Origin of the sequence: Chitinophaga filiformis, assembly GCF_900102545.1 — a bacterium.
GTDB classification, from domain to species: domain Bacteria; phylum Bacteroidota; class Bacteroidia; order Chitinophagales; family Chitinophagaceae; genus Chitinophaga; species Chitinophaga filiformis.
Genome location: NZ_FNBN01000003.1, coordinates 149,284 through 169,527, shown reverse-complemented (window position 1 = coordinate 169,527; position 20,244 = coordinate 149,284). Strand labels below are relative to the sequence as shown.

Below are 20,244 nucleotides of genomic sequence, written 5' to 3'. Positions count from 1 at the left end.
TATGAATGCAGGAGTAAAGTATTGCCTTTGTGCAATATTGATGTTGATATCATTTCGAATACACGCCCAGCAAGATGTCCAGTTTAGCCAGTATGCTTTCAATGGCCTGAGTGTAAATCCAGCTTATGCCGGCTATAAAGATGCGCTGTATATAAACTGTATTTACCGGCAGCAATGGACAGGTTTACCCGGAGCTCCCCGCACAGCGGGGGTATCGGTGGATGGCCCATTACGTCCTATGAAGTCCCGTGCCGCTATAGGGTTGGGACTTCAGCTAACAGCTGATATGCTGGGGCCACAAAAATCCTATTCAGTATATGGCTCCTATTCGTACATCATTTCTTTGGATGACGACAACACACGCAGGCTAAGTTTTGGCCTGGGAATAGGCATATCCCAATATCAACTGGATGGAAACAGCCTGCGATACTTTGATTCAGAGGATGCAGTTTTCCCTGCCGGTAGTGTGAATGCCTTTTCCCCGGATGCAAGGTTTGGAATATTCTACCATTCTCCTTCTTTTTTTATCAGCGCTTCTGTACTGGACCTCTTTAGCAACGTGATCACTTCCGATTTTAAATGGAAAGGCTATGACTATGAAAATATCCGGAAGACCCGGCACCTGTACCTCTCTGCTGGTTGCATGGTGCCAATATCCGAACAGCTGAAATTAAAACCCTCCGTCATGCTTAAAGATGACCTTAATGGTCCTACGGCTGTGGATCTTACAACAATGTTGTTAATAGACCAGGTATTATGGATTGGAGGTTCTTACAGAACAGCTGTGCCTATATGGAAGAAAGAGCTTCCGTCCAGGCTGGAGCAAAGAAATGCTGCAAGTGCTATCATTGAATATTATATTTCCGACAGATACCGTATAGGTTACGCCTATGATCTGAATATTAATCAGATGGCAGATGCACAGGGTGGCTCTCATGAAATATCAATTGGCATTCTGTTTCCTTCAAAGAAATTCAGTGTTTATAGCCCCCGCTATTTTTAAATGTAGAATGATATGTTACGTTGTCATATAATACTATTCGTCATCATATATTTATTCGTATCGCTGGAGGTAAAAGCCCAGGAAGATAAAAGCCTGGAAGAGCTGGGAAATGAAGCATTTGTACGCCAGGAATATGCAGTAGCTGCTGGTTTGTATGGTAAGGTGGAGCAAAGGAAGGGAAGAAGGACCCCAATTGTTGTGCTGGAAAAACTGGCACATTGTTATGTTGAGATGGCGAGGTTCGAAGATGCCGGGTTTTATTATTTACATTTACTCCGTCGTCCCGATAAGCCTTCCTATGCTAATTTATGTTATGGAGAAATGCAAATGAGCATAGGCTCTTATGATACTGCAAGAAAATATATAGCACTTTATCAAACAACGAACACCGATAGCCTGCAATGGAAACAGCTCTTGCTGTCCGGCTGTGATAGCGCTGTTCAATGGAAGTCTTTAGGCTCCACTGTTGCGATAGAGAGTATTAAGGAATTGAACTCTGAAGGTGCAGATTGGATAAGTGGGGTCGTGAAAAAAGGATTGCTGCTGGTTTCAAATGGGTATCGTAAAATGGCACTCAGCACAGGGGCTGAGCGGAACCCCGATATCGATCTCAGAGTGAATGAACCATACTTTAAACCATATATTTATAAGCAATACGAGAAAGGTAGTAACGCAAATACTTACCTGGAAGAAGTATTGCCAGACCTGCTTAAAAAACTCCCGTATCACATAGGGCCTGTATGCTTCAACAGGAGGGAAGATACTGCCTATATTACATTGAGTGAAGCCAATAAGGATGTTTTCAACAAGACCCGGAGAGGCCCCCTGAATGGGGAACGGTTAATGTCCTTATTCATGTCTGTGAAGAAGGGCGACACCTGGTCGCCGCTACTGCCTTTAACCACATTAAACTTTCCAGGTAGTTATACCGGCAATGCGGTGCTAAGTGAGGATGGACAGACGCTTTATTTTGTTTCTGACCGGCCTGGCGGAGTAGGCAAAACAGATATCTGGTATAGCGAACGGCTGGCAAATGGCGCCTGGGGACAAGCTAAAAATTGTGGTCGTGATATAAATACCCGTTGGGAAGAAAGCTTCCCGACGATCAATGAAGATGGCGTACTATATTTCTCAAGTAAAGGACACCCTGGTATGGGAGGGTTTGATATCTTCCGTGCATCCGGTAGCCGGGATGAATGGACGCCCCCGTTGAACCTTCGGAACCCTTATAATTCCGGAGGCGATGATCTGGGATTTATTATGAAAGACAACCATTATGAAGGCTACTTTTCATCCAACCGCGAAGGTGGCACAGGAGGAGATGACGTGTATCATTTTCTGGATAACCACTTTACTGAAAATTTAAAAAAACCTCAACCAGTTACGCAAGTACCTATACCTCCTGCAGCGCCTGAAGCTCCGGATAGTGTAGCTAAAACAATAAATCCACCTGAAGCTGCCGATACTGGTTTAATTCATAAGCTGGAGCAGCTTTGTTTCTATTATGATTATAACAGCGCCATATTGCTGACGAGCTCTAAAGAATTGTTAGACAGAGTGGCCACCGTGCTAAAACAACATAAGGATTGGAAGCTCACGATATGTTCCTATGCAGACAGTCGTGGGTCATTCGAATACAATAATGACCTTACTGCACTTCGTTGTTTTGCTGTCATTGACTACCTCATCAAACAGGGAATTCCCCCAAGCCATCTTTATTATGAGAACCTGGGAGAACGAGGGCTGGTAAATGATTGTGGAGACGGTGTGCCTTGTAGCGAGGCAGAGCACCAAAGGAACAGGCGCACTATGCTGAGAGTAATTTACTAAGCAGCTCATTACTGCTTGTCTGGACTTGTGCTGAAGTGCCATGCAAAGATCCAGGTTCGCCATAGCAACCTGCTTATTTCACCCGCTCCCCTTCTTTCCAGACCCTTATCGGTTTCATCTTACCCTGATAATACAGGATATCCCGATAATCGGCACATGGATACGCCTGCATATCTGCTACATATCCGGGGGCGAGTTGCCCAATATTGTGTAGTTGTAATGCTTTTGCAGCACGGGTAGTAAGGGCTGCAAATACTTCCGCAGTTGATAATTTCTCTGCCGCACTTAATACTGCGGCCTGTAATAACAAATCTCCCATGGGTGCGGAGCCGGGATTCCAGTCGCTTGCAATGGCCACAGAGGCGCCTGCATTGAGCAAACGTCTTGCCGGTGCATAATGCATGCCCAGGCCCAGTGATGCACCTGGTAATACAACTGCAACGATATCTGCCGCTGCCAGTAATGCAATGGCAGCATCGTCACTGGCTTCCAGATGGTCCGCAGAAAGCGCACCGGCAGCTACTGCCACTGCAGTGCCGCCTGTGGAGAACTGATCGGCATGTACAGTAGCAGCAAACCCCATATCGGCAGCCTGTTGCAGGAAATGTTTTGCAGGACCCAGTGTGAATGCAGTTTCTTCTATGAAGATATCAACACGATGTGCGAGTTGTTCTGATTGAATGAGGGGCAGTAAGGTGCTGATGATCCAGTTAAGATAAGCTTCCTCTGTTCCCTCAAAGTCTTTAGGTCGCATGTGCGCCGCAAGGCAGGTCGGGATCAGTGTGGCCTTTGTATGACTGGCAGCATCCTGGATGGCGCGTAACATATTCAGTTCACCTTCCAGGTTTAAACCATAACCGCTTTTTACTTCGATGGTGGTAACGCCTTCGTGTAAATGCCGGTTCGCACGGGCTACTGTATTGTTCATCAGGGTTTCCTCATCTGCCGCTCTTGTCTTCATGACGGAATCCCATATGCCACCACCTGCACGGGCTATTTCAAGATAAGACTTACCGGCTATGCGCATGGCGTAATCCCTGTTGCGGGAACCATCAAAACAGATATGCGTATGGCAGTCTATGAAGCCTGGCAATAACACCGAAGGCACGGTAATATGTGTCACATCACAATCAGGATACTGATGTTGCAAGGCTTTAAAATCGCCGACAGCCAGTATTTTGCCGCTATCTGTTACAACACCGCCATGTTCGATGATCAGCAGTTGTTCATCATGCAAAGCTCCCTTTAGCGGAAGATCTGTGAGCGGTAATATTTGTGAAAATGGGCCAATTAGTTCCATACATCAGATATTGAATTTTCTGGCGGTTTCCTTTGCTTCTTCATAACCTGCGTCTGCATGGCGGAAGATACCAAGAGCGGGATCATTGAACAGTACTCTTTGCAGACAGGCTTCAGCACGATCCGTACCATCGGCCAGTACCACCATACCCGCATGTTGTGAATAGCCCATACCCACACCACCGCCATGATGGAAAGATACCCAGGTAGCACCACCGCCGGTATTGGCCATGAGGTTCAGTAATGTCCAGTCAGACACCGCATCAGAGCCGTCTTTCATGGATTCTGTTTCCCTGTTGGGAGACGCTACTGAGCCGCAATCCAGGTGATCGCGACCAATAACGATAGGCGCCTTCACTTTACCTGTCCTTACCAGTTCATTGAAGATCAGACCAGCCTTTTCACGCTCGCCCAATCCCAGCCAGCAGATACGGGCAGGTAAACCCTGGAAGGCCACCTGTTGTTGTGCTTTCTTCAGCCAGTTGATCAATGCTTTATTTTCAGGGAATGCTTCCATCAAAGCCTGATCGGTAGTATAAATATCCTGTGGATCGCCTGATAATGCCACCCATCTGAAAGGACCTTTCCCCTCGCAGAATAAAGGACGGATATACGCAGGTGTAAAACCCGGAAAGTTAAATGCATTCGGCTCTCCGCCCTCTCGTGCAAACTCACGCAGGTTATTACCGTAATCAAAAGTGATAGCGCCTTTCTCCTGCAATGCCAGCATATAACTCACATGACGGGCCATACTTTTCAATGCACGTTGTTTATATGCAGCCGGATCTTTCTTACGCAGATCCGCCGCCTCCTGCAAAGACATCCCGTTAGGGATATAACCATTCACAGGATCGTGCGCAGATGTCTGATCTGTTAATACATCGGGAATGATATTATCCTGTAATAAACGTTCCAGCATATCGCCTGCATCACTTACTAATCCAATGGAAAGTGCTTCCCCTTTAGCTTTAGCGTCCATGGCCCAGGCAATGGCTTCTTCATAAGAGTGTGTAATGCGATCTATATAACGGGTAGCTATTCTCTTCTGAATACGCGATTCGTCCACATCTGCACCGAGGAACACTGCACCGGCCATTGTAGCCGCCAGTGGCTGAGCGCCGCCCATACCGCCTAAACCAGCTGTTACAACTAACTTACCTTTCAGATCGCTATTGAAATGTTGTTTACCACAAGCCACAAAGGTTTCATATGTTCCCTGTAAGATGCCTTGTGTTCCAATATAGATCCAGCTGCCTGCTGTCATCTGACCGTACATCATCAGGCCTTTCGCTCTCAGTTCATTGAAATGTTCCCAGGTAGCCCACTTCGGCACGAGATTGCTATTAGCCAGCATCACACGTGGCGCCTGTGGATGTGTACGTACGACTCCTACAGGTTTACCTGATTGCACCAGCAAAGAGTGATCTTCATCCAGCTCCAGCAGTATCTCAATGATCCGCTGTAATGCTTCTTTATTGCGTGCCGCCTGGCCGATACCACCGTACACCACCAGTTCATCAGGGTTCTCAGCTACTTCATGGTCGAGGTTATTCAGGAGCATGCGTAAGGGCGCTTCCGTTTGCCAGGAGCGCGCATGCAGCTGGTTGCCACGGGGAGCTTTATAGTGCGGATGTGCCGCATATGTTTTAATAAATTCCGAACTGGTCATGATAAATACCGTTTAGTGATAAATGATTATCGAGGGCCGCATCATTGGCCACTTTTACTAAAGATTGATTGGCGATGAGATGATGTAACAGTTGTATATCGTTCGCAAAGATCCTGTCTTTTGTTGCGAAAGAAACCGTTTCACGTACAAAGGCGTGAACAGCTTCCAGGATAGGACCAGACTTCAACGGACGTCTGAAATCCACCGCCTGTGCAGCATACAACAGTTCTATGGCGAGGATATATTCAAGGTTGTCAATAACCTGGTGGAGTTTGCGGCCACTGATAGAACCCATAGAGACATGGTCTTCCTGACCAAGAGAAGTCGGTACGCTATCGGCGCTGGCAGGGAAACAGAGGGTTTTATTCTCTGTCACTAAGGCAGCAGTAGTATACTGTGGTATCATAAAACCGGAGTTCAGACCGGCATCTTCTATCAGTAATTTAGGCAGTCCGTAACGACCTTCAATCATCATATAACATCGGCGGTCGGAGATATTACCTACTTCCGCAGCAGCTATGGTAGCGTAATCAAGCGGTAAGGCCAGTGGTTGTCCGTGGAAGTTGCCACCACTAATGGTATCATCTGCACTGAAGATGATCGGGTTGTCGGTCACGGCATTCAGCTCTATAGCGGTGAGGTCGCAAAGGTGCAGCCATGCGGTGCGGGAAGCCCCATGCACCTGAGGCATACAGCGCAGGGAATAAGGGTCCTGCACACGGCCGCAGTCAACATGAGCCGCCATGATACCAGAGTTTTCCAGCATGGTCTTCAGGCGGTGCGCTACCAGCTGATTGCCGGCAAAGGGACGGATGGCGTGCAGGCGTGGATCGAAGGGACGGGAAGTACCCATCAGTCCTTCAAGGGATAAAGCCCCGATAACGTCTGCAGCTTCCAATGCATTATGCATCCGTTGTAAACCAGTCACGGCAAAAGACAGGATGAACTGTGTACCATTGATGAGTGCCAGTCCTTCTTTAGGTCCCAGCACCACTGGTTCCAGTCCTTCGGCCTGTAATACGGCCGCTGCCGGCTGGCGTTGTCCTTTATAGTATACTTCGCCAAGACCTATCAATGGAAGAAAGAGATGAGATAAAGGTGCGAGGTCGCCCGAAGCACCTACAGAACCTTTTTCCGGCACCACCGGGGTAACGTTATGTTCGATATGCCAGATGATGCGTTCAAGCGTAGCCAGCGCCACACCAGAATAACCCTGCGCCAATGCATGTACTTTGGTCACCAGCATCACACGGGCTACCATTTCCGGGATGGGGTTGCCGATGCCTACACTATGACTCTGGAGAATGTTGTATTGCAGAGCGCGGGTATCTTCTTCGGATATCTTGGTATCGCACAGAGGCCCAAAGCCTGTATTGATACCATATACGGTACTGTGTGCCGCTACAATGGCCTGTACATGTGCGGCACTGGTTTTTATGCGCTCAGTCACCTCGGGTACCAGTACGCCGGGAAGGCGGCCAGCCGCCACATCCAGCGCTTTACCCACGGTAAGCTGATCAATTCCGTACTTGAATTGGTGTATCATTGTTGATTGGATTGAATCGATTAGTTTTTCATAGACGCCAGGATCCGCACGGATAAAGGTGTTTCCTGCACAGCACTTTCCACCTGCGACACCGCCTCCAGCAATAACCTGCTTTGCTTATGTTCGTCTGTCAGTTCTTTCATGGCTTCCGTAATAGCGGCCCATACCGGCTGCACCTGTTGCAGCAGCTCCTCCCCTTTCTTACTGAGCATTACCAGTTGACGCCGACCATCATCCGGGCAGGGTGCAGTCTTCACCAGGCCTTTCTTTTTCAGACCGGTAATCAGCTGACTGACAGCGGAATGGGAAACCTCGAGTTGTTCAGCAATATCTATTAAGGGAATGTTCTGCTGGCGGGACAGGATATAGAAAACGGGAAACCAGCTGGCGTCAAAGGCAATACCAGACTGCTCATATACCTTATTGACCTCCATCAGGAAGTATTCGCTCAGCCGTCTTAAACGGCTGCCAAAGACCAGGTATCCTAAAGAAGCATAAAAACTCATAAGGCAACAAATTATATAAGCACTTATATATTTTGGTACAATAATAAGGAATTTCTCAATTCCTTATTTATTTCTTCATGGAGTTGGCTTTCCGGCTGGTGAAGGCTTTCCCGGCTGAGACCTGTGAAGCGGTATTAAATGGCCCTTTACAATACTATTTCTTCTTTACATCAAACCATACAGGTGATGTATCGGTTACGTCCCCATTGTAGTTGATGCACAGTTCCTCTCCTTTCTTGATCTCCCGGCGGGTGATAATGCTCATGGTTTCAGCATCAAAGTCCATTTCGTATTCGCAATTGGGCTCATAGGAATGGTTGTAGATGGAGCAGAAACCCAGTGCTATACAAGAACGGGTTTCGCGTGCACCCCACAGGAAGATGTAATTATGCAGTTTAGTTTTATCGACAATCGCTGTATCGTCGTAAGACAGCACCAGTACAGGGGAAGTTTCTATGCGGGTACCGGCTGGTATTTTATCTTTTGTAAATACACCGCGGCCTTTGCCTTTTGTCTTGTCGACGAATAAATATGGCTTGATCATAATGTTATGTAAACGAAGCGTAAAATAAAGGTAAAGCAGGAAGTTATCAAAATCATGTGTAAAATTTTTAGGTTTGCGGAAATCTCTTTTAAAATATATGATTGATTACAACCCAAAAGCCTGGTTCACTTTTATCTTCCGCTTCCATAAAGCGGATACAGTCAGGAAGCTCTTCCCCATGTTTATAGCTATGTCCGCCTACTCTGCGCTGATCGCCTTTCTTGAGCTGGACATACTGCACCTGACGCAGAACAGTGAACTCAAGCAAATCACCCTGATCCATTCATTACTCGGCTTTGTGATATCCTTATTACTGGTATTCCGCACCAACACCGCCTATGACCGCTGGTGGGAAGGCCGTAAGTTATGGGGCGCCCTGGTAAATAACAGCCGTAACCTTGCCCTTAAACTAGCGGCGATGCTGCCGGCATCCAATACGGCTTCCCGTGAGTACTTCCGGATCATGATCCCGAATTTCGCCTTTAGCCTGAAGAACCACCTGCGTAATAAATACATTGTTGAAGAGCTGCAGCTGCCGCCAGGCGTTCAGCTACAGCCTGATAAACATGTACCTAACCAGGTAGCTGGCCTCATAATGGCGCATGTGCATGAACTGTACCGCCAGGGGCAGATCTCCGGCGAACAGCTGATCACCATCAATGCAGAGCTGCAATCCTTTACGGATATCTCCGGTGCCTGTGAGCGGATCAGGAATACCCCTATCCCCTTCTCTTACAGTGTCTTTATCAAGAAGTTCATCTTTTTTTTCGTTATGACGCTACCGCTGGGTTATGTGTTTAGTCTCCATTACCTTGTCATACCTGTTGTCGTATTCATTTTCTACGTACTGGCCAGCCTCGAGCTGATTGCAGAAGAGATTGAAGACCCCTTTGGCCTGGATGCCAATGACCTGCCTACGGATATGATTTCTACCAATATCCGTAAACATGTAGCAGAGATATTGTAATCTGGGACACCAACTTTGTTTAATTTCGCCTCACTGACAGCATTTTGGAATATGGAAAATGAAGCTTTACAGGAAAAATTTGAGACGCTGGTCGCTGAGCAGAACTACCCGGAACTGAAAGTGTACCTGGATGACCAGCTCATCACAGACATGGCCGAGCTCATTCACGAGCTGCCGGAGCATGCTGACGTGATCATGAACTATTTGTCCATAGGCCGTGCTGCTGCTGCCTTCAGGATCCTGGAGTTTCCTGTACAGGAAGAGGTGATCCGTGCACTGCCTGCCACCAAAGTAGCAGAGTTGCTCAATGAGCTGCCGGCGGATGACCGTACCTCCTTCCTGGGTGAGTTGCATAGCGATGTGGTGAAAGAGCTGATCAAGTTACTGGACCCCGAAGAGCGTAAGATCACTCTCAGCCTGCTGGGATACCCTGAAACGAGCGTAGGGCGTATCATGACGCCTGAATATATAGCCGTAAGGGAAGAGTGGACGGTGAAACAGGTCTTGCGTTATATCCGGGAATACGGCAAGGACAGTGAAACCATTGACGTGATCTACGTTGTAGACGAAAAAGGCAAACTGATAGACGACTTCCGTATCAGGGAATTCCTGCTGGTATCGCCCGACACAGTAGTGCATACGCTCATGGATGATCGTTTTGTGGCCTTACACGTAAACGATACCCAGGAAGAAGCGATACAGGTATTCCGTATGGAAAACCGTGTGGCGCTGCCTGTGGTCGACGATGCAGGTATCCTGCTGGGTATCATCACGATCGACGATATCCTGTGGATCGCTAATGAAGAACATACGGAGGACATCCAGCGTATCGGTGGTACCGAGGCCCTGGATGAACCCTACCTTGATATTCCCTTAATGAAGCTGGTGAAGAAGCGGATAGGATGGCTGGTGATACTGTTCATCGGAGAGATGCTCACAGCCACGGCCATGGGCTTCTTTGAGGATGAAATAGCCAAAGCCGTTGTACTGGCCTTATTCGTTCCCCTGATCATCTCCAGTGGCGGTAACAGTGGTTCACAGGCATCTACCCTTATCATCCAGGCAATGGCGCTGGGCGAGATCACTATTTCCGACTGGTGGAGTGTGATGAGGAGAGAGATCATCTCAGGATTACTCCTGGGCGGTGTACTGGGTATTATTGGTTTCACGCGTATACTGTTGTGGAATTCCTTTTTCCACACCTATGGCGATCATACTATCCTGATAGGGGTAACCGTAGGGATATCTTTGATAGGTGTTGTGTTATGGGGTACACTATCTGGCTCCATGCTACCATTGATCTTAAAGAGACTTGGGGCGGATCCTGCCACATCTTCTGCCCCTTTTGTGGCCACACTTGTGGATGTAACGGGACTATTGATCTATTTCTCTGTGGCTTATACGTTGATGAAGGGGATATTGCTGTAATAGGTCCCCGGGGTTATCACATCATTTTATCCCCCGGGTTATCACCCTGGGCTACACACACTGGGACTCCTGGCGGAGTCCTGGTCCGTTTTGTTAAATGCGTTATTGCGAACATACTTATTGCCGAAGAACCTTTACTCATAACTGGTCTTCCAGCACTTCACGCTATCCCGGTATTTCTTTACAACATACAGGCTACTATAATCCTTCCTCTCTATAGAATCGATCTTCGGTTTGGCTTTTAATGAGTGCATGATAGGCACCAGCGTATTACTTTGTCCTATCACCAGTAACTTCTTTCCCCAATCATTGTGACGGGTAATTTCGTACAACAGATCTTCCCCTGTGGAATCGGGCTTATAGGATGCCGTATCGATGGCCAGGTACTGGCATATGGAATCTGCCGTCTGGATGCTACGCTGATAATGGGTGAAATAAACCTTCTGTATCCCCGAGTCCTGTAATAACCTATAAAGCGCTCCTGCCCTGTGATGGCCTGCTTCTGTCAGCGCGGAATCCTCACCGGCACCTGATTCAGCATGGCGTACCAGGTAAAACGTGCCGGTAAGAAAGGTACTGTCTTCAGCAATCGGGATAGGTTGCCTCTCAGGTGGAGGTGCATCACATGCCAGGCAGCATAGTAATATTATTACAATGTATCTCATAGGACCTCTGATTCGATTAAAGGGTACAAATTACGAATTTTCTTAGCAGGCATGCAATTTGATAACTCTGAATGGCGCAAAACGCATAAGTATTGCTACTTATACGGCTAAAAGAGTGACTCTCATTTCGTTATTCCGAGTCATTCTTCGCAATCTTTTGTACGTTTTTCACATTTTTTATTCATCTTGCACGTCTTATCCATGTAAACTGAAAAACTTTATGTGCGGAATAGTTGCTTACATAGGCCAACGAGAAGCCTACCCCATCGTATTAAAAGGATTGAAAAGATTAGAATACCGCGGTTATGACAGTGCCGGCGTAGCGCTGCTCAACGGAAACGGTCTCAAAGTCTACAAGAAAAAAGGAAAAGTTGCCGAACTGGAAGACCACCTCAGTGGTAAGGACGTAGGCAGTCATGTGGCAATCGGCCATACAAGATGGGCTACCCATGGCGAGCCCAGTGACCGTAACTCCCACCCCCATAGCTCCGGCAACGGTAAGCTGGCCATGATACATAATGGTATCATAGAGAATTATTCCCAACTCAAACAGGAGTTGGTGAAAAAAGGCCATGTTTTTAAAAGTGACACGGATACCGAAGTGCTCATTCACTTCATAGAAGAAATTCAACAAAGTAACCAGTGCGGACTTGAAGAAGCCCTGCGTATCGCCTTAAAAAGGGTGGTAGGTGCTTATGTGATCGTACTGGTGGACGAAGATAATCCTGATACACTTATCGCGGCCCGTAAAGGGAGTCCCCTGGTAATAGGCGTAGGTAAGGGAGAACATTTCCTCGCCTCAGACGCCTCTCCTATCGTGGAATATACCAAGGAAGTGGTGTTCGTGAATGACTATGAAATTGCTATCATAAAGGCAGACGAACTGATCCTGAAAAATATCTCCAATGAGCGTCAGACCCCCTATATTCAGAAGCTGGATATTGAACTGGCTGCTATTGAGAAAGGTGGGTATGACCACTTCATGCTGAAAGAGATCTTCGAACAGCCTCAGACCATCTTTGATAGTTTACGTGGCCGTCTGGATGCAAAAAGCGGTACCCTTACCCTGGGCGGCATCAGGGAACATGCAGCTTTGCTCAGCAACGCCAAGCGAATCATCATCGTAGCCTGCGGTACCTCCTGGCATGCCGGGCTCGTAGCCGAATATATGATCGAGGAGTTATGCCGTATTCCTGTAGAGGTCGAGTACGCTTCTGAATTCAGGTATCGTAACCCGGTGGTGGGCGAAGGTGATGTAATCATCGCTGTATCACAATCCGGCGAGACTGCAGATACACTTGTCGCCATTGAAAGCGCCAAACAGAAAGGGGCGATCATATTAGGCGTTTGTAACGTAGTAGGATCTTCCATCGCACGTCTGTCCCATGCAGGCGCCTATACACATGCCGGTCCGGAGATAGGCGTGGCAAGTACCAAGGCATTCACCGCACAACTGGCTGTGCTTTGCCTGATAGGGCTGAAAGTAGCGCAGGAAAAAGGCACTATTACACAACAGCGCTTCCAGCACCTGCTGGATGAACTGGATGCTATCTCTGAAAAAGTAGCAACAACGCTGAAGCTCAATGACCAGGTAAGACAGATCGCTGATAAATATAAAGATGCCCGCGACTTCCTTTACCTCGGCCGTGGTTATAACTTCCCGGTGGCATTGGAAGGAGCGCTGAAACTGAAAGAGATCTCTTATATACATGCAGAAGGTTATCCTGCAGCAGAAATGAAGCACGGTCCCATCGCACTGGTGGATGAAAACCTGCCGGTTGTTTTCGTAGCAACCCGCGACAGCTATTACGAGAAAGTAGTATCTAATATCCAGGAAATTAAAGCGCGTAAGGGTAAAGTGATCGCAGTAGTAACAGAAGGCGACCAGACTATTCCCGGTATGGCAGATGATGTCATCGAAGTACCGGCAGCAGATGAACTGATAGCGCCTATTCTCTCTGTTATTCCGCTGCAATTGCTGGCCTATCATATTGGCGTACTGAAAGGATTTGATGTGGATAAGCCGAGGAACCTCGCAAAATCAGTGACAGTAGAATAATCTATTAACCTCAATTTTTTTCCGATGAATGTGATACAGAAGAAGCCACTCACAGAGTTAGGCTACAATTTTGTAGCGGCATCTTATTTACCTGAAGGTAAAGACGAATACTACCTGCGGAATAAACAACTGGGCAAACAGCAAAGTAATTACCGTAAGCTCAGTGCACTTGAGATTGAGATATTAGTGCGCAATGACAATACCTCCGATGATTGGAACAATATCTACGTAGCCAATGAGTTCACCCCGCAGCTGGTAAAGCACTGCCACTTCTTCGGCGTAGTGCGCATCGGTAAGCTGGAGCCTTATTACCTGGAATTCCATAATCTTAGGCTACCGGTAGGACTGTATAACAGCACCATCACTTCCTGCGATTTTGGCGACAACGCCGCTATCCATAATGTCAATTTCCTTTCACACTATATCATCGGTAATGAAGTGATCATCTCAAACGTGAACGAGATGGCTACTACAGATCATTCGAAATTTGGTAATGGTATTGTGAAAGAAGGCGAGCCTGAAAGTCTGCGTATCTGGCTGGAACTGTGCAACGAGAATGGTGGCAGAAGCGTAATGCCTTTTGATGGCATGCTGCCCGGCGATGCCTGGCTGTGGACGCGCAACCGTGATGATAAAGCCTTACAGCAACAATTCAAACAATTCACCGAGAACCAGTTTGACAAAAAACGTGGTTACTACGGTATGGTAGGTGACCGCTGTGTGATCAAGAACTGTAAGATCATCAAGGATGTGCATATTGGTACAGATGCTTATCTCAAAGGCGCCAACAAGATCAAGAATGTCACCATCAACAGCTCGTCCGAGGCAACCAGCCAGATAGGTGAAGGCTGTGAACTGGTGAATGGTATTGTGGGTTATGGCTGTCGTGTGTTCTATGGTGTGAAGGCGGTACGTTTTGTGATGGCTTCTCATTCACAGTTGAAATATGGCGCCCGCCTGATTAACTCTTACCTGGGCAACAATGCAACGATCTCCTGTTGTGAAGTATTGAATTCACTGATATTTCCTGCACACGAACAGCATCATAACAACTCTTTCCTCTGCGCTGCACTTATCATGGGACAGAGCAATATGGCTGCCGGTGCGACGATAGGGTCCAATCATAACTCCCGCGGCGCAGATGGCGAAGTAATAGCAGGTCGTGGCTTCTGGCCAGGACTATGTGTGAGCCTGAAACATAATTCCCGTTTTGCCAGCTTCACGCTGATCGCCAAAGGCACTTACATGTATGAGATGGATGTACCTTATCCATTCAGCCTGATATTGAACGATGAGCAGAGCAACAGCCTGAAAGTGATGACCGGCTACTGGTTCATGCATAACATGTATGCGCTGGCGCGTAACTCCTGGAAGTATATTGACCGCGATAAACGTACTGATAAAACACAATTGATAGAGTACGATTACCTCGCGCCGGATAGCGTAGAAGAGATGATCCACGCTATGGCGCTGATGGAAATCGCCACCGGTAAAGCATGGTATACGCAGCATGATCCTTTGGCTGATGTGTCAGAACACGACCTGCAGGAGAAAGGAAAGGAACTGCTGATACATGATCCTGAAATGGTAGCAGGCCTTCAGATATTTGCTCCGAATGTGGAGAACAGTTCACGTAAAGTGCAGCTGTTGAAAGTGCACAGGTCTTATCCGATGTTCCGTGAACTGATTAACCTCTATGCTGTGCGTAATATCCTCAGCTATTTTGAGCAGCACTCCGGGCATTATTTCACGGCACTACGTGCCATAGTGGAAACGGCAGAACGCGGACCATGGTACAATGTAGGCGGACAGCTGATGAAAGAAGAAACATTGATGGACCTGAAGGACAGGATCCGTTCAGGCGATATCGACAGCTGGAATGCATTACACGAAAACTACAGGATCATCGGTGAGCAATATGCAAAAGACAAACTGCAACATGCGATTGCTTCACTGTTGTACATAGAAGAAAAAACTGCGAGAGACTTTACGCCATCCTTCCTCAAGGATTGCCTGTTACAATCCGTGCACATACAGACTTTCCTTACAGAAGGCATTTATCAATCCAGGGCGAAAGATTATCAGAATCCTTTCCGCCAGATGGTTTATGAGAACGAAGCTGAAATGGATGCAGTAATAGGTAAGCTGGAAGATAACAGCTTTATACAGCAGACACTTGCCGAGTTGAAAGCATATAAAAAGAAGGTTAGCGGTCTGATTGAAGAGTGGGGATTAAGCGCCGCTCCGGTAGTCGGGCAATGACGTTTTAATCAGTGATCAGCACTTCGCTCAAGTCCTTATTGGTCAGGAATTTTTTATCTGTCAACGTATTCAGGAACATATACAGCTGCCGCTGTTCTTTTTCTGTCAGGGGAATACCATTCTTCACAAGAGGATCAATGGTGTTCCCTTTTTGCTGTCCGTGATCGTACATGGCAAAGACCTGGAAAATATCAAAGAACCTGCCGTCGTGCATATAGGGAGCGCTGACCAGCACATTGCGCAGGGAAGGCACTTTAAACTTCAGATAATCCGCAGTATTGTTGGTGATACGCATCCTGCCCACATCGTTCATGGAAGGCAGGTAAGGCAGGCCGTTATTCCGTATGGTATAATCCGTAAAGAAAGGCGGTTTATGGCAGCTGGCGCATTTCTGGGTGAAGGTCCGGTATCCCCCCTGTTCTTCCGCTGTAAAGGTCACTCCCGGCTCCCGGCGCATCACACTGTCATATTTTGATTCGAAAGAGATCATGGTCACAATGAACTGGGACAGTGCTTTAAATAATCGCTGACTGGTTACCTCCTCAGTACCATACGCTGCCTTAAAAAGCTTCCTGTAGGTCTTATTTCCCTGTAAACGCTTAACGAGCACTCCAAGATCCATCCCCATCTCGTTTTCGTCTGTAATGGGCGTTAAAGGCTGAATATCCAGGTGATTCACTCCCCCATCCCACATAAAGTCTTTCTGCCAGATCAGGTTGAACAATGCCGGCACTGAGCGGTTACCCGTCCTGCCCAACACCCCATGACTGATAGCGTGGTCAAAATGCCCGAAAGCGGCAAACTGCTGATGGCAGAAACCGCAGGAGATTGAACTGTCAATAGATAGTTTCGGGTCATAAAACAGGTGCCTGCCCAGGGCTATTCCCTCTTTGGTAAGTGGGTTGTTCTTAAAATCGTATACCGGGGGCGGCAAGCTGTCGGGCAGCTTCAGCTGGTAATATTCCACCGCCGGGGAATGAGCGGTAAGCGCATGCCGGTCCCTTCCTGCGATCCATAACCACAGGCAGAAGGCGATAAGGATATATGCCGATTTCCGGAACATGGGCTGTTATTGGTTTACAATCTTTTTAACGGAAAACATGTGCTGGTAATTATCTGCAATACGATCTGCCGGTGTGCCAGGGGTCATAAAACCTGCCATCTGCCGGAAGCTGATCTGATTCGCACCGTTGAACCAGGTCATGGCGTCTGCCTGTAACAAAACCTGGGGCCTGTATTGCGGCCCCGTCCGTAGCGGAGAAGGCAGGGGCAGTGTTACCATTCGCTGGGTGACATGGGGCGCCCTGTATCCACCGATGTGGAATTGCAGCATATGATTAGGCAAACGGGACGACGGTGAAGTGCCTTCCAGTTTTGCCATGATATAACCACTGTTCCAGGTCCAGAACATCCCGTGTAAAGGATCTAATGCTCCATCCTGTGGGCCGCTGAAATTCAGCACACTATCCACGCCTATCATAAAAGACAACTGCGTATATTCCCCCTTCGGGCATTGTAGCAGCAGGATCTTCTTTGAAGCAGGGTTATCTTCACTAACCAGGAAATAAGCAGGGTCTAACGTGATCTTCCGGCCGTCAGCTGCTATCAATGAGAAGTTGCTGAGATAATATTTGAACAATGTGATGTTAAAAGTATCACCGGCGGCATTGGTATAACTAGCTGTCTGCAGCTGCATAGGCTGGCCGGCTACCGCATGACTGATCTCCAGCTGTACCTGCTGTGCAGCTGTGCGCGAGGCCATAAACAGGAGTATCAGTAATAACAGACGGTTCATAATATCGAAAGTAAGCGATTTTTTTTATTACCTTGTTGAAAGACGATTTAACACTATAACCCATGACAGAAGACATACTACAACAATTCCCGGAACACTATCAGTACATCTCCGACGCTACGACCGCTTCAGGCTTCACTATGGCCTCCGATCCACTGACCTGTTCCCTGCTCCGCACACTGGCAACCTCCAAACCCTATGGCAGCTTTCTTGAACTGGGCACAGGCACCGGCCTATCCACGTCATGGATACTGGACGGCATGGATAAGGAAAGCACCCTTATTTCGGTAGATAATACAGCCGAGTTCCTTGATATCGCCAAACAGTTCCTAAGCGACGACAAGCGGCTAAAACTCGTACATGCCGATGGCAACGAATGGCTGAAGGAAAACAGGCGCAGGAAGTTTGACTACATCTTCGCAGATACCTGGCCTGGTAAATACATGATGCTGGATGAAACACTGGCCATGCTCAATAAAGGAGGACTTTACATTATTGATGATATGCTGCCACAGGCTAACTGGCCGGAAGGCCACCAGGATAAGGTGATTCTGCTGATAAAAGACCTTGAAGCAAGAGAAGACCTGCTGCTTACCAAAATGGTGTGGGCATCAGGGATTATTATTGCAGTGAAAAAATAATTTGTATGTCATTTTTTTAAAGGCCTCCGGATCGTTTCCGGAGGCCTTTGCTTTTTTAAAGACTGGAATGACCGCTTCGCGGCAAATCTTGTCCACCTCGGGAGATAGTGCTGGTCAGGGCTACACGCCCGCTATACCTTTACAGTACAATTAAACACTTACACAATGAAACAGAAACATATCCTCGCAAGTACAGTCGTTACAGTAGTTATGATGGCAGCAGCAATGCTCACACCCAGTTCCGCTAAAGCACAATTAAAAGGCCTCGGCCGTGAGGATCTTCAGCAGCATGATCTGAGTATTCCGGGGTGGGAAGCTGTTCAGGTAATGGTAGATTTTAAACCGGGCGTGACAGCTCCCAAACATAGCCATCCGGGCGAAGAGATTATTTATGTGAAAGAAGGTGTATTGGAGTATAAGCTAGAAGGGAAAGCACCTGTGATACTTAAAGCGGGAGATGTGTTGTTTATACCATATGGCGTGAAACATGAGGTGAAGAATGTGGGCAAAGGAGAGGCGAAAGAGCTGGCGACGTATGTTGTTGAGAAAGGGAAGCCGCTGGTAGTATTGGCGAAGTGAGGTGATCTCCTATTTTTGGTAAAAGGCTTTCGGGTGAGTACCTGGGAGCCTTTCTTTTTTCACGACATGAAATCAACAATTAAGACATATAACCCATTAATTACGACATAAAATCTGTTTTTACGATATATAATTCGGGATTACGACACCTATATGTCGTAATCCCGAATTATATATCGTAAAATGCCTAAATCCCTTTGAGTATTTTGAGATAATCTACCTCGTTTTTGTCCTTATCTATAATACCAAGAGCAAACCGATCTGCAAAGTGTTGCTTCATTACCTTAGCAACCGTACCACAGCCTTTTTGGTGGTTATACCGTGTCATCGGTGGCACTAAAGTTTCAAGAAGATTGGTGTCTACAAAACATTCCGGGATGATTGCTAAATCCATTAAATAAAGCTTTCGCTATTGGTGAATAAATCTACTCCGTTTTGAAAAACGTCATGCAATTCCTGTTCAGAAAGTTGCTTAACGCTTGTTGCACTATTTTCATAGTGAACTAAGAAAACTGATAGTTCATTCCGGCTGTTTTCTAACAGATCATTTAGTATAAAAGGGCTGTGCGTGGCAATAAAATACTGGTTGTTCGGGCCATGGATCATTTCCTGAGTAAGATGCGCCATGTATGGCGGAAATGAGTGCGCCTCCGGTTCTTCAAACAGTAGCACACTATCATTGTTTGAAGCAATAGCTGCCTTAAAAAAGATAATACGTTGAAGGGTATCTGCAATGGAATTGTACGGTATCAGGAACATTCCATCCTTGTCATTGGATTGGATGACTTTAACAGTCTGACTGCTCTTATCAAAAGCAATGTCCAATCCGTATTCTTTGAACAAAGTCGTAACCTGGCTTTTGAGTTCCCCGTACTGCTCGATGATAGATAACAGGTTGAAGCCATAAGGTGGGATAAGATATTTACCATGCCCTTTTTTATAGGCAACCTCTGATTTATAGGTGTATCGTTTGATGGGAGATTCAAAAGAATCATTTTTTCTCCCTCCCTTTACTAATAGCTTTTCATCTACATGAAAATCGAACAATTTACCACCAGATAACGCCAAAACAATATTCAACCCTTCCTTAGGATGATATCTCAATTCGACTTTCCCCCCATTCGTTCTGATCAATCCACTATTCACAGTATTGCCATTATAGAACAATTCTGTTTCATGCTCCAGACGAATAAGGCTATTCAACCTTTTTGATGTATTCTCTCTCAGATAGGGTAATGAAAATAACGATAAAGCCTCAATGATATTAGATTTCCCCACATTAGGCCGACCTATAAAAAGGTTGATCCTTTTGAAGCCGTGGAGCTCCAGGTTCCTGATGGATTTAAAATTATTAACAAATATATGATCGAGCGAATTTGCCATCATTAGCTAAAATAGGACATTTTCTGAACAGATCAAGAGCTGAATGTCTACCCCCCGGGTATAAATGT

General features: G+C 46.8%; 18 protein-coding genes. 8 read left to right on the top strand and 10 right to left on the bottom strand.

Annotation, left to right across the window (positions count from 1 at the left end):
- The first annotated feature begins 1 nt into the window (after position 1).
- A complete protein-coding gene (locus BLR32_RS13110) occupies positions 2-1,003 on the top strand; it encodes a PorP/SprF family type IX secretion system membrane protein (protein WP_176842262.1) in 1,002 nt (333 codons plus the stop codon).
- Between the two features lie 12 nt (positions 1,004-1,015).
- Positions 1,016-2,833 (top strand): OmpA family protein, encoded by a 1,818-nt coding sequence (locus BLR32_RS13105; protein ID WP_089832446.1) that lies wholly within the window; start codon positions 1,016-1,018, stop codon positions 2,831-2,833.
- A 73-nt stretch (positions 2,834-2,906) separates the two neighbouring features.
- Here BLR32_RS13105 and hutI read toward each other — a convergent pair whose 3' ends face one another.
- The 5 genes from hutI to BLR32_RS13080 form a co-directional block, all read right to left on the bottom strand.
- On the bottom strand, positions 2,907-4,133 hold the full coding sequence (gene hutI, locus BLR32_RS13100) for an imidazolonepropionase (protein ID WP_089832444.1): 1,227 nt from the start codon (positions 4,131-4,133) through the stop codon (positions 2,907-2,909).
- A gap of 3 nt (positions 4,134-4,136) precedes the next feature.
- Positions 4,137-5,801, bottom strand: coding sequence for a urocanate hydratase (hutU, locus tag BLR32_RS13095; protein WP_089832442.1), 1,665 nt, complete (start codon positions 5,799-5,801; stop codon positions 4,137-4,139).
- Entirely contained in the window at positions 5,779-7,347 is a 1,569-nt protein-coding gene (hutH, locus tag BLR32_RS13090; protein WP_089832440.1) for a histidine ammonia-lyase, read from the bottom strand. Before hutH ends, hutU begins: the two co-directional genes overlap by 23 nt.
- 20 nt (positions 7,348-7,367) lie before the next feature.
- Positions 7,368-7,853: a MarR family winged helix-turn-helix transcriptional regulator gene (locus BLR32_RS13085; RefSeq protein ID WP_089832438.1), complete on the bottom strand. Its 486-nt coding sequence runs from the start codon at positions 7,851-7,853 to the stop codon at positions 7,368-7,370.
- 154 nt (positions 7,854-8,007) lie between these two features.
- Positions 8,008-8,397, bottom strand: coding sequence for an SET domain-containing protein (locus tag BLR32_RS13080; RefSeq protein ID WP_089832436.1), 390 nt, complete (start codon positions 8,395-8,397; stop codon positions 8,008-8,010).
- A 97-nt stretch (positions 8,398-8,494) separates the two neighbouring features.
- On the opposite strand from BLR32_RS13080, the gene BLR32_RS13075 reads away from it, so the two are divergent.
- Both BLR32_RS13075 and mgtE read left to right on the top strand, forming a co-directional pair.
- On the top strand, positions 8,495-9,364 hold the full coding sequence (locus BLR32_RS13075) for a bestrophin family protein (protein WP_089832435.1): 870 nt from the start codon (positions 8,495-8,497) through the stop codon (positions 9,362-9,364).
- A 51-nt stretch (positions 9,365-9,415) separates the two neighbouring features.
- Entirely contained in the window at positions 9,416-10,792 is a 1,377-nt protein-coding gene (gene mgtE / locus BLR32_RS13070; protein WP_089832433.1) for a magnesium transporter, read from the top strand.
- Between the two features lie 134 nt (positions 10,793-10,926).
- Here mgtE and BLR32_RS13065 read toward each other — a convergent pair whose 3' ends face one another.
- Positions 10,927-11,457: a histidine phosphatase family protein gene (locus tag BLR32_RS13065; RefSeq protein ID WP_089832431.1), complete on the bottom strand. Its 531-nt coding sequence runs from the start codon at positions 11,455-11,457 to the stop codon at positions 10,927-10,929.
- Between the two features lie 220 nt (positions 11,458-11,677).
- Here BLR32_RS13065 and glmS point away from each other — a divergent pair, with 220 nt between their 5' ends.
- Positions 11,678-13,516: a glutamine--fructose-6-phosphate transaminase (isomerizing) gene (gene glmS, locus BLR32_RS13060; RefSeq protein WP_089832430.1), complete on the top strand. Its 1,839-nt coding sequence runs from the start codon at positions 11,678-11,680 to the stop codon at positions 13,514-13,516.
- A gap of 24 nt (positions 13,517-13,540) precedes the next feature.
- Positions 13,541-15,778, top strand: coding sequence for a DUF4954 family protein (locus BLR32_RS13055; RefSeq protein WP_089832428.1), 2,238 nt, complete (start codon positions 13,541-13,543; stop codon positions 15,776-15,778).
- A gap of 4 nt (positions 15,779-15,782) precedes the next feature.
- On the opposite strand, the gene BLR32_RS13050 is transcribed toward BLR32_RS13055, so the two are convergent.
- A complete protein-coding gene (locus BLR32_RS13050) occupies positions 15,783-16,841 on the bottom strand; it encodes a cytochrome-c peroxidase (protein ID WP_089832426.1) in 1,059 nt (352 codons plus the stop codon).
- A gap of 6 nt (positions 16,842-16,847) precedes the next feature.
- Complete coding sequence (locus BLR32_RS13045; RefSeq protein WP_089832424.1) at positions 16,848-17,573, bottom strand: MbnP family protein; 726 nt, start codon at positions 17,571-17,573, stop codon at positions 16,848-16,850.
- Between the two features lie 62 nt (positions 17,574-17,635).
- Between BLR32_RS13045 and BLR32_RS13040 the strand changes: the two genes are divergently transcribed.
- Together BLR32_RS13040 and BLR32_RS13035 are read left to right on the top strand one after the other, a co-directional pair.
- Positions 17,636-18,214: an O-methyltransferase gene (locus tag BLR32_RS13040; RefSeq protein ID WP_089832422.1), complete on the top strand. Its 579-nt coding sequence runs from the start codon at positions 17,636-17,638 to the stop codon at positions 18,212-18,214.
- 165 nt (positions 18,215-18,379) lie between these two features.
- A complete protein-coding gene (locus tag BLR32_RS13035; RefSeq protein ID WP_089832420.1) occupies positions 18,380-18,793 on the top strand; it encodes a cupin domain-containing protein in 414 nt (137 codons plus the stop codon).
- Positions 18,794-18,980: 187 nt separating this feature from the next.
- Here the strand turns inward: BLR32_RS13035 and BLR32_RS13030 are convergent, their stop codons facing one another.
- Positions 18,981-19,187, bottom strand: coding sequence for a hypothetical protein (locus BLR32_RS13030; RefSeq protein WP_089832418.1), 207 nt, complete (start codon positions 19,185-19,187; stop codon positions 18,981-18,983).
- Entirely contained in the window at positions 19,187-20,176 is a 990-nt protein-coding gene (locus tag BLR32_RS13025) for an AAA family ATPase (protein WP_262487414.1), read from the bottom strand. Before BLR32_RS13025 ends, BLR32_RS13030 begins: the two co-directional genes overlap by 1 nt.
- Positions 20,177-20,244 lie beyond the last annotated feature (68 nt).

Excerpts from the sequence above, each read along its gene's own strand:
- BLR32_RS13085 (WP_089832438.1), bottom strand. The coding sequence starts at position 7,853 with ATGAGTTTTTATGCTTCTTTAGGATACCTGGTCTTTGGCAGCCGTTTA.
- BLR32_RS13065 (WP_089832431.1), bottom strand. The coding sequence starts at position 11,457 with ATGAGATACATTGTAATAATATTACTATGCTGCCTGGCATGTGATGCA.
- BLR32_RS13105 (WP_089832446.1), top strand. The coding sequence starts at position 1,016 with ATGTTACGTTGTCATATAATACTATTCGTCATCATATATTTATTCGTA.
- BLR32_RS13025 (WP_262487414.1), bottom strand. The coding sequence starts at position 20,176 with ATGGCAAATTCGCTCGATCATATATTTGTTAATAATTTTAAATCCATC.
- BLR32_RS13110 (WP_176842262.1), top strand. The coding sequence starts at position 2 with ATGAATGCAGGAGTAAAGTATTGCCTTTGTGCAATATTGATGTTGATA.
- BLR32_RS13075 (WP_089832435.1), top strand. The coding sequence starts at position 8,495 with ATGATTGATTACAACCCAAAAGCCTGGTTCACTTTTATCTTCCGCTTC.
- mgtE (WP_089832433.1), top strand. The coding sequence starts at position 9,416 with ATGGAAAATGAAGCTTTACAGGAAAAATTTGAGACGCTGGTCGCTGAG.
- BLR32_RS13040 (WP_089832422.1), top strand. The coding sequence starts at position 17,636 with ATGACAGAAGACATACTACAACAATTCCCGGAACACTATCAGTACATC.
- BLR32_RS13050 (WP_089832426.1), bottom strand. The coding sequence starts at position 16,841 with ATGTTCCGGAAATCGGCATATATCCTTATCGCCTTCTGCCTGTGGTTA.
- BLR32_RS13030 (WP_089832418.1), bottom strand. The coding sequence starts at position 19,187 with ATGGATTTAGCAATCATCCCGGAATGTTTTGTAGACACCAATCTTCTT.
- BLR32_RS13055 (WP_089832428.1), top strand. The coding sequence starts at position 13,541 with ATGAATGTGATACAGAAGAAGCCACTCACAGAGTTAGGCTACAATTTT.
- hutU (WP_089832442.1), bottom strand. The coding sequence starts at position 5,801 with ATGACCAGTTCGGAATTTATTAAAACATATGCGGCACATCCGCACTAT.
- hutH (WP_089832440.1), bottom strand. The coding sequence starts at position 7,347 with ATGATACACCAATTCAAGTACGGAATTGATCAGCTTACCGTGGGTAAA.
- hutI (WP_089832444.1), bottom strand. The coding sequence starts at position 4,133 with ATGGAACTAATTGGCCCATTTTCACAAATATTACCGCTCACAGATCTT.
- BLR32_RS13035 (WP_089832420.1), top strand. The coding sequence starts at position 18,380 with ATGAAACAGAAACATATCCTCGCAAGTACAGTCGTTACAGTAGTTATG.
- BLR32_RS13045 (WP_089832424.1), bottom strand. The coding sequence starts at position 17,573 with ATGAACCGTCTGTTATTACTGATACTCCTGTTTATGGCCTCGCGCACA.
- glmS (WP_089832430.1), top strand. The coding sequence starts at position 11,678 with ATGTGCGGAATAGTTGCTTACATAGGCCAACGAGAAGCCTACCCCATC.
- BLR32_RS13080 (WP_089832436.1), bottom strand. The coding sequence starts at position 8,397 with ATGATCAAGCCATATTTATTCGTCGACAAGACAAAAGGCAAAGGCCGC.